The organism is Mesotoga sp. BH458_6_3_2_1 (genome assembly GCF_003664995.1).
Classification (GTDB): Bacteria; Thermotogota; Thermotogae; order Petrotogales; family Kosmotogaceae; genus Mesotoga.
The window spans coordinates 26,750-41,413 of sequence record NZ_JFHL01000005.1 but is presented as its reverse complement, the minus strand read 5'-3'; the positions used below and the strand labels follow the sequence as shown (position 1 = coordinate 41,413).

At 49.7% G+C, this 14,664-nt stretch carries 14 protein-coding genes and 1 tRNA gene; 8 read left to right on the top strand and 7 right to left on the bottom strand.

Going from position 1 to position 14,664, the window contains the following annotated elements; translation table 11 throughout:
- The first annotated feature begins 67 nt into the window (after positions 1-67).
- Entirely contained in the window at positions 68-1,561 is a 1,494-nt protein-coding gene (gene hutH / locus Y697_RS04155; protein WP_121550439.1) for a histidine ammonia-lyase, read from the top strand.
- A 131-nt stretch (positions 1,562-1,692) separates the two neighbouring features.
- Here the strand turns inward: hutH and Y697_RS04150 are convergent.
- Positions 1,693-1,780, bottom strand: a tRNA-Leu gene (locus tag Y697_RS04150).
- 49 nt (positions 1,781-1,829) lie between these two features.
- Here Y697_RS04150 and Y697_RS04145 point away from each other — a divergent pair.
- Entirely contained in the window at positions 1,830-2,573 is a 744-nt protein-coding gene (locus Y697_RS04145) for a type 1 glutamine amidotransferase (protein WP_121550438.1), read from the top strand.
- A 74-nt stretch (positions 2,574-2,647) separates the two neighbouring features.
- Complete coding sequence (locus Y697_RS04140; protein ID WP_259462303.1) at positions 2,648-3,301, top strand: N-acetyltransferase; 654 nt, start codon at positions 2,648-2,650, stop codon at positions 3,299-3,301.
- On the opposite strand, the gene Y697_RS04135 is transcribed toward Y697_RS04140, so the two are convergent.
- The 6 genes from Y697_RS04135 to obgE form a co-directional block, all read right to left on the bottom strand.
- The gene (locus Y697_RS04135; RefSeq protein WP_259459847.1) at positions 3,291-4,259 is read right to left on the bottom strand and encodes a calcium/sodium antiporter; all 969 of its coding nucleotides are present in this window, start codon (positions 4,257-4,259) and stop codon (positions 3,291-3,293) included. The two genes, Y697_RS04140 and Y697_RS04135, sit on opposite strands and share 11 nt — an antisense overlap.
- A gap of 72 nt (positions 4,260-4,331) precedes the next feature.
- The gene (locus tag Y697_RS04130) at positions 4,332-5,516 is read right to left on the bottom strand and encodes a glycine C-acetyltransferase (RefSeq protein WP_121550437.1); all 1,185 of its coding nucleotides are present in this window, start codon (positions 5,514-5,516) and stop codon (positions 4,332-4,334) included.
- Between the two features lie 23 nt (positions 5,517-5,539).
- Positions 5,540-6,571, bottom strand: a complete 1,032-nt coding sequence (gene tdh / locus Y697_RS04125; RefSeq protein WP_183083713.1) for an L-threonine 3-dehydrogenase — start codon at positions 6,569-6,571, stop codon at positions 5,540-5,542.
- Positions 6,572-6,701: 130 nt separating this feature from the next.
- Positions 6,702-7,640 (bottom strand): tRNA-dihydrouridine synthase, encoded by a 939-nt coding sequence (locus Y697_RS04120; protein WP_121550435.1) that lies wholly within the window; start codon positions 7,638-7,640, stop codon positions 6,702-6,704.
- Complete coding sequence (gene nadD / locus Y697_RS04115; protein ID WP_183083712.1) at positions 7,633-8,205, bottom strand: nicotinate (nicotinamide) nucleotide adenylyltransferase; 573 nt, start codon at positions 8,203-8,205, stop codon at positions 7,633-7,635. The genes Y697_RS04120 and nadD overlap by 8 nt, the downstream gene beginning before the upstream one ends.
- Positions 8,189-9,508, bottom strand: coding sequence for a GTPase ObgE (obgE, locus tag Y697_RS04110; protein ID WP_121550433.1), 1,320 nt, complete (start codon positions 9,506-9,508; stop codon positions 8,189-8,191). Before obgE ends, nadD begins: the two co-directional genes overlap by 17 nt.
- 66 nt (positions 9,509-9,574) lie before the next feature.
- Between obgE and Y697_RS04105 the strand changes: the two genes are divergently transcribed.
- The 5 genes from Y697_RS04105 (at position 9,575) to efp (ending at position 14,654) form a co-directional block, all read left to right on the top strand.
- Positions 9,575-9,814, top strand: a complete 240-nt coding sequence (locus Y697_RS04105) for a DUF370 domain-containing protein (protein ID WP_121550432.1) — start codon at positions 9,575-9,577, stop codon at positions 9,812-9,814.
- Between the two features lie 8 nt (positions 9,815-9,822).
- On the top strand, positions 9,823-10,440 hold the full coding sequence (clpP, locus tag Y697_RS04100; RefSeq protein WP_121550431.1) for an ATP-dependent Clp endopeptidase proteolytic subunit ClpP: 618 nt from the start codon (positions 9,823-9,825) through the stop codon (positions 10,438-10,440).
- A 69-nt stretch (positions 10,441-10,509) separates the two neighbouring features.
- Positions 10,510-12,963, top strand: coding sequence for a DNA mismatch repair protein MutS (gene mutS, locus Y697_RS04095; RefSeq protein ID WP_121550586.1), 2,454 nt, complete (start codon positions 10,510-10,512; stop codon positions 12,961-12,963).
- A 35-nt stretch (positions 12,964-12,998) separates the two neighbouring features.
- Positions 12,999-14,075, top strand: a complete 1,077-nt coding sequence (locus tag Y697_RS04090; RefSeq protein ID WP_121550430.1) for a Xaa-Pro peptidase family protein — start codon at positions 12,999-13,001, stop codon at positions 14,073-14,075.
- Between the two features lie 21 nt (positions 14,076-14,096).
- The gene (gene efp / locus Y697_RS04085; RefSeq protein ID WP_121550429.1) at positions 14,097-14,654 is read left to right on the top strand and encodes an elongation factor P; all 558 of its coding nucleotides are present in this window, start codon (positions 14,097-14,099) and stop codon (positions 14,652-14,654) included.
- The last annotated feature ends 10 nt before the right edge of the window (positions 14,655-14,664 follow it).

Below are 14,664 nucleotides of genomic sequence, written 5' to 3'. Positions count from 1 at the left end.
CTTGCCAGCTTAAGGTTTATCCAATATAATCTTTACCGATAAAACGGACTCTCCCGGAGGTGGGTCAGTGCAAATAGACGGAGAACATTTGAGGCTCTCGGATATCTTCGGTGTCGCGTTCGAAAATGAGCCATGTAGTATTGAAGAAACCGCGGCCGGGCTTCTGGACGAGAGGCGAAGATCCCTTGAGATCATCAGCAAAGAGAAAACGATATACGGAGTGAACACTGGATTCGGAATTCTTGCCGATCATCGCATCTCTCCCGACGATGTCAACGCCCTTCAGAAGAACATAGTGCTCTCTCACGCGGCGGGTGTAGGGGAGCCCGTCCAACGAGAACTCGTAAGGGCGATAATGCTGGTTAGGGCGAATTCTCTCCTGAAGGGATATTCAGGAGTGAGAAAGTGCGTCGTTCAGAGGATTCTCGACCTTCTCAACAATGGAATCACCCCTATGGTCCCCGAGAAAGGCTCCGTCGGAGCCAGCGGAGACCTGGCTCCCCTTGCGCACATCGCTATGACGCTGATAGGTGAAGGAGAGTGCTTTTTCGACGGGAAAGTGGTTTCCTCCTCTCAGGCTTTGGAGAGGGCAAAACTCCAGCCTCTCGTACTGAAATCAAAAGAGGGGCTAAGCCTTCTCAACGGCACTGCCTTCATGGCGGGAATCGGCGCCTGTGCTACACACACCGCGACGCAGCTCTTCGAACAGGCAATTCTCGTTGCGGCGATGTCCGTCGATGCCCTCATGGGAAGCACTTCACCCTTCGATGCGAGAGTTCAGCAGGCAAGAAGGCATCCCGGGCAGAGTTACGTTGCCAGAAGACTTCGAGAGACGCTGGAAGGAAGCGAGATCAGGACTTCCCATCTGGACTGTGACCGCGTTCAGGACGCCTACACGCTAAGGACCATTCCTCAGGTGTACGGGGCGGTGAAAGACACTATCGATTATGTTGGATCGGTACTTAATATAGAAGTAAATTCTGCAACGGACAACCCCCTGATATTCGAGAACGGAGACGCTATTTCCGGAGGCAACTTCCACGGAGAACCTGTCGCGCTGGCCGTGGATTTTCTCTCGATCGCCCTGACAGACATGGGCAACATGATCGAGAGGCGGATAGATAGACTTGTCAATCCGAAGCTCAACGACCTCCCCGCCTTCCTGACCAACGGTGAGGAAGGCCTCAATTCCGGCTACATGCTATGGCAGTACACTGCGGCTGCACTCGCTTCCGAAAACAAAACGCTCGCTCACCCCGCATCCGCAGACTCTATTCCCACTTCGGGCTTTCAGGAGGACCACGTGAGTATGGGAGCCTGGGGCGCAAGAAAGCTCTGGAAAATAGTAGACAACGTTGCGACTCTGATCTCCATAGAGGCGCTTCTGGCCTTCAGGGCGCTCTCTTTCAGACACCCGAAAAGGTCCAGTGCGGTAATTGAAGGTCTGTTCAAAGATATCGAGGAGATAGTTCCCGATCATAAGGAAGATCGTTATTTCGGAAAGGAGTTTTCCGACGTAAGAAGACTTCTCTTCAGGAAAGCGGGACTGTCGAACCTCTAGAACGTGTTCTTTACTGCAAAATGATCATCTGAACAGCCTTTAGGAGGAAGTGGGATTTGACAAGCGATTTTTTTGGTTCGAGTCGGGAGAAAAACAAAAAAGAGGACGTCGTTCGTCCTCTATTGAATATCTGGTGCCGGGGGCGGGACTTGAACCCGCACAGGCGGTATGCCCACATGAACCTGAATCATGCGTGTCTGCCAATTTCACCACCCCGGCATCGCACAAATAGTAGTTTATCATTCGCTGTGAGAGGTGTCAAGAGTCAATGGAGGAAAAGACTGTTCTGTCAATAATACGTTTGTTTGCACTGGTTGTGTTTGCATGTTTCTTTCCAACTATGCTTACTGCTTCGTACGATAATAGAGGCGTCGTTGCCCTCTTTCTGAACGACCCGGCATATGAAGCCAAGCTATCACCGATAGAGCGTTCTCTTGCGGAACAGGGTATCAGGTACAGGATCTTCAAGATATTCAACGATGAGCTTCCCGAAAATGAAAAAGAATACGCAGGCGTTATTATTGCCGGCGGCGATTCTATGCGGAACTATATTGACTGGAACGACAACGTTTACCAGGGCGGAGAGATAATCCTCAGAGGCGAGGTCCCGATACTGGGTATTTGCCTCGGACACCAGATAATCTCCAGGGTTTTCGGCTCGGTTCTCTACTACAGCGATGAACGCCGCTGGCACGAGATGACTCTTCTGAAAGACGATAAGATCCTTGAAGGCTTCGACAACGGCCTTCTCGTATGGGAGAACCATGCCTATGCAGTAGCCTCCATTCCAGATCAATTTGAACTCTTCGCAAGAGGAAATGTCACTCCTATCCAGATGATGAAGCACAAAGAGAAGGAGATATACGGTGTTCAATTTCACCCGGAGACACAGGGCGGCTTTCTGCGGAATCCGCCAGGCTGGCAGCTTATAAAGAATTTCGCGAAAATTGCAGGAGTCAGTGTCGTGGATCCTCCTTTGCCCGAAGACGGGCGCAAGGTCTTCCCTTACTGATCCGACTCGACTGCAACAGAATTCGAATTCGCGCCTTTCGCCTTTACGAAGGAGACTCATGATAGGAGGAAAAATTGGAGACAATCGCGCTTGATCCCGAATCGCTTTCCAGAAGGACCGTAAGATATAGCTATTCCAGCGAGAGATACTACGATCTCGTTATCGAAAACGATTCAGACCGATGGACGGTTGATCTCCTATTGAAGGAATTCCCGGCCCCATTCGTGAAAGAGGAATCCTACAATCTCCTCGATCCTTTCAAAGAGCATCCGATAGCGTACGGAGCCTTCGACGGCTGCAAGGAACTGGGCCTAATTCTCTTCGAAAGAGAGTGGAACAATTCGCTTCGCATCTGGGACATTCTGGTCTGGGAGGAGTGCCGACGAATGGGAGTCGGAAGGAAATTGATGGATGCAGCAAGAGACTACGCAATCACTTCTGGCATGAGACGCCTGGTTCTCGAGACTCAAAGCTGCAACTATCCGGCCATCTCCTTCTACCTGAAATACGGTTTCGAATTGGCCGGTTTCGATACTCCTGTTATTCAAACGAAGATATTGAAAGACGCGAGGTCCGCCTCGAGTTTCACTATCTTCTCTAGATCAAATGCAGGCATTCAGGAAGTCTCTCTTCTCAACATCCGCCAGTCTGCAAAAAGACATCTATACAGTAATTCACTTACATCAAATGACCTTAATTCAATTTGCTCCAGAATCTCTAACCGCTGACTATTGTTGAAACGAGGAATGCAGTGTAGATTATCAGGAGTAGAGCGCCCCTTGGCCTGTCCAGCTCCTTCTTTCTAAAGAGAAGCAAGGGCAGGACTATCGCGAGAAGCGATGCAAAGATGATTTCCCCGGCAAGCGATCTCTGTGCCGTGATAGGCGAGATGGTGGCCGAAATCCCTAGAACCAGGAGCAGATTGAAGATGTTAGACCCTACCACGTTCCCTATGGCAAGATCGCTGCGGTTTTTCCTTCCTGCCGAAATTGTGGTCACTAACTCCGGAAGAGAAGTTCCGATCGCCACAATAGTTGTACCAATCAGCATATCGCTCACTCCGAATATCCGTGCAATCGAAGAACCTCCGTCGACCACGAAATTTCCTCCGAGAATGACGGCTACGGTTCCTCCGATAGTGGCTACCCAGGCGAGCGCAGGACTCTTTTCGAGAATCTCGATATCTCGCTTTCCTTCTACCTCGACGATGTCCGAAATATTCCTGTCCCTCTTAGCCATTGTGAACACGTACATCATGAAGATCAAGAAAAAAGTAATCAGGACTATGCCGTCACTCCTGTTCAGACCGTTGCCGTTTCCCAGTATCAACGCTCCACTGGCGACGGTGATCAGAATAACGAAAGGTATTTCGTAACTCATGGTGGTCTTGTTAACTCCCAGCGGAGTGAGCAAGGCGGTCGCACCGAGAATCAAACCAATATTCGCGATGTTAGACCCCAGAACATTTCCCAGAGCGATGTCTGAACCTTTGATCGCCGCCTGGATACTCACTGCGAGTTCCGGCGCCGACGTGCCCAGAGCAACTATCGTGAGGCCAATGAGCAGTTCGGAGATTCCCAGATTCTTGGCTATTGCGACAGATCCCTCGATCAGATAATCGGCACCCTTTATGAGCAAAGCAAATCCAGCGGCCAGCATCAGCAACGAAACAAACAAGCGTTTCACCTCCACGAAAAGCAGCGGCCATTGCCGCTGCAACAACAAAGATTATATTCAACTGAAGTTAAAGCCGTGTTTTTACTTTATGACGCCAAGTTCCTTCCCGATCAGTTCGAACTTGGAGACTGCAAAGTCCAGATCCTTCCTCGAGTGGGAAGCGCTTATCATGACTCTTATTCTTGCCTTTCCCTTGGGAACGGTTGGGAAGCCGATCGAACTTGCAAATATGGACTCTTCAAAGAGTCTTTTTGAGAATGTCGAGGAAAGCTTCGCGTCGTAAAGCATAACAGGAGTTATCGGAGTCTCAGTATGTCCCGTATCGAAACCGAGCGCCTTGAGCTGATCCTTGAAATAGCCCGCGTTGCTCCACAGCGTCTTGACCAGTTCGTCAGATGAAGAAAGCTTCCTCACGGCCGCGATGGCGGCTGCGGTTTCGGCCGGAGACAGTGATGAACTGAAGAGGAATGGACGCGCCTTCTGCTTCAGATAATCGATCAGTGTCTTCTTGCCGGCGACAAAGCCTCCCACTATTCCAAAGGCCTTCGAAAGAGTCCCGACCTCGATATCTACGCTTCCATGCAATCCGAAGTGGTCGACTATGCCCCTTCCATGGCTTCCGAGAACACCTTCGCCGTGAGCGTCGTCCACCATCAGAATCGCTCCGTATTTGTTCGTCTTTTCGACAATCTCGGGAAGCGGAGCAAGATCTCCATCCATCGAAAAAACGCCGTCCGTTATTACCAGCTTTCTCCTGGCCCCGTCGGACTCGGCCTTTCTCAGCTGAGTCTCCAGGTCGTTCACATCCTTATGCTTCCAGACATATCTCATGGCTTTCGTCAGCCTGACTCCGTCAATTATGCTTGCGTGGTTCAGTTCATCGGAGAGAATAGCGTCCTCTTCAGTAACGATCGGCGCAATTACCGACTGGTTTGCATTGAAGCCCGACTGGACAACCAGCGTAGATTCGACCCTCTTGAACTTTGCCAGTTCCCTTTCGAGCTCGTTGTGCAATTCGAGTGTTCCCGCGATCGACCTAACGGCTCCGGGTCCAACTCCCCACTTTCTTATGCCGTCGATCGCCGCCTCCTTGAGCTCTTCGTCGAAACACAGTCCAAGGTAATTGTTTGAGCACATGTTAAGAACTTTCTTCCCCTCGATGTTCAGCCAGGCACCCTGAGGCGATTCAAGTGTCCTTATCTTGACGAGCAGACCCTTCTCCTCAAGCTCCTCCATTTCCCGTTTAAGAACATCAAAATCAAACATCCAAACACCTCCGACAAGTCAATTCAGAATTCAAGGATTACCTTTCCGGAAATACCTCTCATCATGACATCAAAACCCTCTTCGAATCTATCTGCGGTAAGAATGTGAGTGACGACAGGCGAAAGGTCGATTCTACTGTTCTTAAGCAGCTGAGTCGCGACCTGCCAGGTCTCGAACATCTTTCTCCCCGTAATACCGTACATAGTCAGACCCTTGAAAGTGAACAGCCCGTTTACATCAAATAATAACTCACCGGGAAAGACTCCGAGAAGAGAAACGACGGCCCCGTTAGTAAGACTCTGAAGACCCTGAATGAAGGCCGTAGAGTTTCCCGACATCTCGAGAAGCACATCGGCTCCGTTGTCTTCGGTAAGGGCTCTCACTCTGGAAGGAAGATCCTCTTCTGACGGATCGATCACTATATCGGCTCCCATCTTTCTCGCCAGATCCTTTCTGAACTCTTTGATCTCAGAGACGATTACTTGCGCCGCCCCTGCAACCTTCGCCACCGCTACCGCCATCACTCCGATAGGTCCGGCCCCAGTAATCAGGACATTCTTTCCGGTGAGATCAGTCACTAGCGCTGTATGAACGGCATTGCCGAAGGGCTCCATTATCGAAGCATATTCCGGAAGGATCGAAGGATCTACCTTCCATAAGACAACCTCGGGGACCCTCACATATTCTGCGAAGACTCCGTCCCTGTGCACACCGAGAATCTGCATGTTCTTGCATATGTGCATCTTGCCGGTCCTGCACTGAAGGCATTTCTGACACGGTATGTGGGTCTCGGAAACCACCGAGTCTCCAATCGAAACCGACGTAACTTCCTTTCCGGTCTTAACGACCTCTCCGGTGAACTCATGACCGCCTATCTGAGGCGGTCGAATTCTCTCCTGAGACCACTTGTCCCAATTGTAAATATGGACATCCGTCCCGCAAATCGAAGCTCGTTTGACTTTGACCAGCACGTCATGGGGACCGAGCTCGTTCGGCACCGGCACTCTTTTCAAGGAAAATCCAATTCCAGGCTTCTCTTTAACTATTGCGACCATAGTATCAGATTCCAAAGGTATTCCTCCTTGACACAATATTCGTATATCACCAGTCTAGAATAGCTTTCTGACTTTTTGAAGTTGGTTCTGAGGCGGCTATGAGCAAATGGAAGTGCTGGAAAGGCCAGAATTATCTTATACTGCTGTTAACGGTTCCGTAGACTGTGAGAAAATCTCGTACATCTTCCATTGAACTGCACTTCATGTATTCCGTTCTGAGCCTGGCGCCGTTGCGAACATTTCTAGTGTATCCGGCGAAGGACTTTCGAAGCTCTCTAATTGCCTGCTCTTCGCCTACTCTCTTTCCGAGCAACTCCAGATGCGCCGAAAAATGACCGAGTCTCTCAGATAGATCAGGGTCATCGTAAAAGCCCTTCCGTATAAGATCCTTACTCTGTCTGAAGATCCAGGGGTTGCCGATGGCGCCCCTGGCGACTACCACGCCATCGACAGAGTAACTTCTTAACGCGTTCACGATCGCCTCCGGAGTGAACATGTCTCCCGAACCGTAAGAGAGTATGCCTTCCCCGTGAAGCAAAAGAGATATCCTGTCGATCTCCTCCCAGTTTGCAGAGCCCGAATATGCTTGTGCGACTGTCCTGCCGTGCACGAAAACCGCTTCCGGCCTTGCCTTCATAATCGGATAGATAATCTCTTCACTCTCGATGCAGTCGAAGCCCAGTCTTATCTTCACTGAGACAGGCACTTCTACGGTATTCTTCAAAGCGATGATCATTTCCGCGATCTTTTCCGGGGTCTTCAGCAAGGCGCTTCCGGCGCCTTTTCGAGTCACTTTTCTTACGGGGCATCCGGCGTTTATGTCAATCCAGGTTGCCACATTCGAGAGTTTCGCCGCGGCTTTGGCCATCCTCGATACGTTCGAACCGAAAAGCTGAATCCTGGTCGGAGTTGACGGGACAAGTTCATCGGTCTTTCCCGAAGATCTCAACGCGCCCTCGGCGCTGATCATTTCGCTGAAAACGAAGTCGGCCCCCCATTCGACGGAAAGCTCCCTCATTGTCACGTCCGTGTAACCGGCCATCGGCGACAGCCCGATCTGCTTATTCATAGAAAGACTGGACCTCGTCGAGTATTGAATCCGGGACCAGCCCGACAACCGATTTCCCTTCCTTAATTCTCTTGCGAATTTCAGTCGAAGATATGTCGAATCGAGGCGCGTCAAGCCAGATTACCTGCCCGTCGAAGGAATGGTCTCTCTCTGTGATACTTCTTGGGTAGACCGCGATCGTCGCTTCTTCGAGAAGAGCCTCGTATTCAAACCAGGTGTCGAGGGAGACGAAGCTGTCTTCGCCAACGATTAGAAAGGGTCTGCAACTGTGAAGTTTCGAGAAGTGCCTAACCGTGAAGAGAGAATAGGAGATCCCCCCTCTTTCCCTTTCATAGTCCGACACGTAAGCTTCATCGATTCCTTCGAAAACCGTTTCGAGCCATCTCATTCTGATCTCAAATGGAGAGGTCGTACTGGAGACCTTGTGAGGGGGCATGTACGCAGGAATAACGTAAAGTCTGTCCAGTTCCAGCTGTTCGATCGCCCGTATTGCTACGACAAGATGGCCCGTATGTACGGGATCGAAGGAACCGCCAAAGATTCCGATTCTAGTCTTTGAACACATACTCTCTGTCATCTATTACTACAGTATCTCCTTCCATTATGCCGGCGTTTCTAAGCTTCGAAGAAAGACCGCCCTTCTCCAGCTTATCCATTATGAAACGGTCTCTGTACTTGAAGGCCCTGATCTTTCTCACGTAGAAATCGACTGCCGGTCCCAGAACCACATACCTTCCGGAAGAGTCCTTCTCCACTCTGAAATCCTCGGGGTAGGGTGCCGTTAGGACGACGGGTTCGACTTGAGGCAGAGGGCTCTCCTCATCGGCCTTCATGTATGAGAAGTACGAGGGATCTCTTTCGATATACTTCCAGATCGCCTCTTTCAGAGGCTGAACTCCCTCGTGAGTCGCCGCCGAAATAGGAATTATCTCTTTGCCGGTGCTTTCTTTGAATAGTTGAAGCCTCTTCCGCCTCTCTTCTTCTGTAATGAGATCGCACTTGTTCGCGACAATAATCTCGGGCTTATCTGCAAGCTCTTGCTTGTAGAATTCCAGTTCGTAACGTATATCTCTGTAATCCTGAATGAAATCTCTTTCCTCGCTCTCTGAGATGTCCAGAAGATGAACGATTGTTTTACACCGTTCGATGTGCCTCAAGAATTTATGCCCCAGTCCAATACCCTCATGTGCTCCTTTGATTAACCCGGGCACATCGGCCACTATATATCCCTGCTCGTAATTGGCCATAACAACTCCGAGATTGGGCGAGAGAGTAGTGAAGTGATAATTTGCTATCTTCGGTCTCGCATTAGATATAACGGATATGAGCGTCGATTTTCCGACGTTTGGAAACCCGACCAGTGCGACATCGGCTAGAATCTTCAGCTCAAGTCGAACGAAGAGTTCCTCGCCGGGTTCGCCATTTTCTGCGGCCTTGGGCGCCTGATTCGTTGAAGAAACGAACCTCGCGTTGCCTCTTCCTCCCTTTCCGCCTCTGGCAATAGCGACGATTTGACCGGGATTACAGAGGTCTGCAATGATCTCTCCACTCTCTGCGTCATATGCAATCGTCCCAACGGGCACTCTTATGACCAGATCCTTTCCCTTCTTTCCGGCCATGTTTGAACCGTGGCCGCTCTCCCCGCTTTGGGCGATGAATCTTCTCTTGTGCTTGAATTCATAGAGCGTGTTTATTGAATTGGTCGATCTGAGAAAGACGTGACCTCCTCTGCCGCCATCTCCACCATCCGGGCCTCCGAACGGTATGTACTTCTCTCTCCTGAAGGAGACAGAGCCGTTACCTCCATCTCCCGCCTTGACGTAAATCCGCCCCGTATCAACGAGGCTTTCCTGATCGTTAGCTAGCATTGGAACACCTCCGCCGTATCTCCATTATGTTATAATAACATTGTTATTGGAAGGGGGAAAGTAGAAGTGGATCGCGTTGTCAACGTTGGTTTTGAGTCCTTTGTGGTAAGGGATAGGATTCTGGCCGTTCTTCCTATTGAAAGCTCGGCCGTTCGAAGGCTCAAACAGCTCGGTATGGAGACCGGAAAGATCGTGAACCTTACTTTCGGAAAGAGGACTAAGGCCATACTGATAACGGACAGCGGTCATATAATTTTCTCCTTTCTTCCGCCAAAGAAAATCATAGAAAAACTCTTCACGAATTAGGAGGTCTTATGGACATAAACATGGCACCTTTCGTCCCTTACGTAGTGGAAGACAGAGGAAGGGGAGAAAGGATTTTTGATATTTACACCAAACTGCTTTCCGAAAGAATAGTCTTTCTCGGCTGGCCAATCGACGATGAAGTCTCTAATATCGTGGTCGCACAGCTGCTCTTTCTCGAGTCCCAGGACCCGGAGAAGGATATAAACCTATATATCAACAGCCCGGGTGGCTCGATCACTTCCGGTCTGGCGATTTATGACACAATGCAGTACATAAAGCCCGACATCTCTACAATCTGCATAGGCATGGCCGCCTCTATGGGCGCGATACTCCTTGCCGGCGGAACAAAGGGAAAGAGGTTTGCTCTTCCGAACTCCAGGGTAATGATTCATCAGCCCTTCGGTGGAGCAGAGGGAGTGGCCAAGGATATCGAAATCAGGGCCAAGGAGATTCTCTATCTCAGGGACGAACTGAACAAGATCCTTGCCAAGCATACTGGTCAGTCAATAAAGAAGATAGAAAAGGACGCAGACAGAGACTTCTTTATGAGCTCTGTTGAAGCAGTCGAATACGGGATGATAGATAAAGTCATCGAACAGAAGCCAAAAGAAAAAGGCAAGGAATAAAAGAGAAGCATAAGTGGCCGGCGCTGAGCGCCGGCTTTTGATGTATCCGGAGTGAATGACGTGGCCGAAATGACACCGATGATGAAACAGTACCTTGAAGTCAAGAACAGCTACAAGGACTGCCTGGTTCTCTTCAGGTTGGGAGATTTCTACGAGACCTTCCTCGACGACGCGAAGCTGGTTTCTAAAGAGCTGCAGATAGTGCTCACTTCGAGAAACGGAGTCCCGATGGCCGGCGTACCTTACCACTCGATAAACGGCTATCTCAAAAAGCTGGTGACTGCAGGTTACAAAGTTGCAATCTGCGAACAGACGGAAGATCCGGCATTCGCAAAGGGCCTTGTGAAACGAGAGGTCACAAGAGTTGTCACTCCGGGAACGATCGTTGAAGACGAGTTGCTTCCTGAATCCGAGAACAATTACATCATCGCCGTGGGAGAAGCGGACGAACTCTTCATAATGGCCACGGCAGATGTTTCAACGGGCGAAGTGGCCCTTTCTGCCGCCGATGACCTCGAATCGATGAAAGACTTCATCGCAGCAACTGGACCCTCACAGATACTTCTGCGGGAGAGCTTGAAGGCACTGAAGCGGGAGATTTCCGAGATCACTTTCGCGATGATTGAAATAGTTGAAGACTGGCATTTTGCTCTTTCATCGGGCATCAACTACGTGAAGGAGTTCTATTCGATTGCCTCCATAGATCATCTTGAGCTGAATAACAAAGAGATTGAAGTTCTCGGAGCTCTGTTCAAGTATTTGGAAACGATCAATTTCGGTCCGATGAAACATCTTTCCCTTCCGAGAGTTATCAGAAAATCCGATTCGATGCAGCTTGACGCCTCTACAATTGAAAACCTCAATCTCTTTCGTCTTGAGAGAAAGGGCTCTCTATTCGAAATCCTCGACGAAACGATTACTGGAATGGGAAGAAGACGGCTGAGGCAGTGGCTACTCTCGCCCCTGACCGACAGAGAGAAGATAGAGGAGAGGCTCGATGCGGTTCAGACTTTCTATTCTGACCGTCACCTCCTCGATGAGCTGAGAGAGTATTTTGAAAATGTATTCGATATCGAAAGGATCACAACGCGGCTTTCAACGGACAAGACTACCCCCAGAGATCTCCAATCGTTAAGAACCTCTCTGGCGGCACTTCCTCTGATCAAAGAGCTGATTTCAACTGAAGCGTCCTTCGAAAGGTTGAACGATCGGCTGGAGCTTTTTCCCGAAGAACTCGCTCTTCTTCAGCGCAGTATCATGGATGAGCCGTCTGCCGCAGTTGGCGACGGAAAGGTCATAAGGGAAGGGTTCGATCATGAGCTGGATTCTCTTCGCGACCTTCTCGAGCACTCCGTCGAGAAGATGAAGGCGATCGAAGCAGCCGAAAAGAAGTCTACCGGGATAAGTTCTTTGAAGGTGAAGTTCAACAAAGTCTTCGGCTACTTCCTGGAAGTCCCGAAGAGTCAGACGGACAAGGTGCCCCAGAACTACACTAGAAAGCAGACCCTAGTCAACTCGGAACGATATATCACGGAGGAACTCAAAGAATTCGAAGACAAAATTCTGAGCGCAAACGACAAGATTCAGATACTGGAAAGGGCACTCTTCCTGGATGTTTGCTCGCGGCTCCTGAACTCTCTACAGAGACTTAAGGCTGTTTCAAAGGTCCTTTCGGAGATCGATTCTCTTCAGTCGCTTGCAGCAGTGGCGAGAAAGAACAACTACTCCCGGCCCCGGTTTTCGAACGACGGAAAGGTTAAGATCTCGAATTCCAGACATCCGATAGTGGAGAGATTCGTTTCGGATTTCACTCCGAACGACGTATCTCTTAGCAGAAGTGAGAACTTTTTCATAGTGACCGGGCCAAATATGAGCGGGAAGTCGACTTTCATTCGACAGGTCGCCTTGCTCTCGATCATGGCCCAGGTCGGTTCTTTTGTGCCTGCAGATGAAGCACTCCTTTCGATCCACGACAGGGTCTTCACGAGAATCGGTGCCAGAGATGAACTGGCTAGCGGCAAATCGACGTTTCTGGTGGAGATGATGGAGACGGCGACTATCCTCTCGAAGGCAACCGAAGACAGTCTAGTTATTCTAGATGAAGTGGGTAGGGGAACCAGTACCTTTGACGGAATTTCCATCGCTTGGGCCGTTTCGGAATTCATATACGAAGCAGTCGGCTGCCACACGATATTTGCTACTCATTTCACCGAGCTGACCGAACTTTCCAATATGTACCCGGGCATAAAGAACAAGACTGTAAGAATAATCGAGACCGATAGCGGGATCGTCTTTCTCCACAAAGTGATCGACGGGGTAGCGAATAGCTCGCATGGAATAGAGGTGGCGAAGCTTGCCGGTGTTCCCGAGACCGTACTCTCGAGAGCAAAGGAAATCCTGAAGGTGATTTCCAAGCAGTCTGCCCTCGACAAGGCAGTCAGGGTTCTGACCGCAGACGATCTAAAGGAGATCAGGCAATCGAAAAAGGGAAAGATGAACAGAAATCAGATCACTCTATTCTGATGTATCAAATATCATTCTGAATTCCGGAGGCGGGTATGTCGAGAATCGAAAGATTTAGAGAGAAGCTGAAAGAATGCAATCTTGAGGGGTTTGTACTCTATAACATGGAGGCAAGCAACCGCTCCAGCTCCTGGTATCTGTCTGGCTTTTCGGGCTCCTTCTCAGTTCTGATCGTAACCCCAAAGGACGAGTACATTGTGACTGATTCGAGATACTTCACACAGGCCGAGATGGAGACGAAGTTCAAACTCATTCCTTACAGGAACGGCGACGAACTCAAGGATATAATTAAGACGACTTTGGTCAGAGACGGAGCAACTCGGGTAGGATTTGAAGAAGAAACGATCAGTTTGGGGTTTTACAACAGGGTCTTTTCTCAGCTTGGAGTTGAATTGAAACCCGCCGACGGTCTTCTCAAAGATATGCGGATGGTCAAAACGCCGGGAGAAGTGGAAAGGATCAAACTCGCCGTAAAGATTGCAGAAGATGCGCTCACAGAGACTCTTAATTTCGTGAAGCCGGGCAGGTCTGAAGAAGAGATTTGTGCAGCGCTCGAATACGAAATAAGAAAACGAGGTGGCAACCTCGCCTTCGAAACGATAGTCGGCAGCGGGCCGAGAAGCGCGATCGTCCACGGCAGACCGTCTGAAAGGAAACTGCAAGAAGGCGATTTCCTCCTGATAGACTACGGAGCGAGGGTGAACGGCTACAATTCCGACATAACCAGGACATACTGTATTGGCGATCCCACAGAAGAGATGGTGAAAGTGTACGAAACAGTTCTCAAAGCGCAGACTGAAGCAAAGAAAGCTGCAAAGGCAGGGGTTATCGGAAGCAGCCTGCACGAAGTGGCAGCAAGTATAATTGGAGAGGCGGGCTACGGCGAATTCTTTGGTCACGGCCTTGGCCATAGTCTGGGAATGGATACTCACGACGGTCCCGGTCTGTCTCCGAAGAACAGCGATCCGATCCCCGCAGGAGCGGTCATCACAATTGAGCCGGGTATCTATCTTCCCGGTAAATTTGGGGTTAGAATAGAAGACGATTGTTATTTTTGTGAAAATGGAATTGAGGTTCTAACTAATCTAGATAGAGAGTTGAAGATTCTTTAGCGATCCGGAGGTGGCTTCTAGATGATAGAAGTTGGAAAAATCAGAAAGGGAAACCCCCTTATGATTGAAGGTGAGATCTACATTGTTATCGAGGCAAACAAGCATTCGATGGGAAGAGGGGACGGCATAATAAGGACGAGGATGAAGAACTTGAAGACCGGCCTTGTAAGGCAGTTCACGTTTCAGGCAAGCGAAAAGGTAGAAGAAGCGGCGCTTTCATTCAGGCATGTCCAGTATCTTTACTCTGAGGATGAGCTCTTCCATTTCATGGACCTCGAGACGTACGAGCAGTATACAATTGGAGTAGACGAGATGGGAGATGCTCTGGACTACATAAAGGAGAACGAAGAAGTCGACCTTCAGTTCCACGAAGAGAGGCCTATTGGGGTAGTTCTTCCTAACACCGTGGTCCTTGAGGTAACCGATACGGCGCCGGCATATAAGGGCGATACGGTTTCGGGAAGCGGCAAGCCTGCCGTTCTTGAAACAGGTTTGAAGGTAACGGTTCCATTCTTCGTAGAGAATGGAGAGCGGATTCGTGTGGACACAAGAACAGGCGAATATATCGAGAGAGCATAGGGAGAAAGGA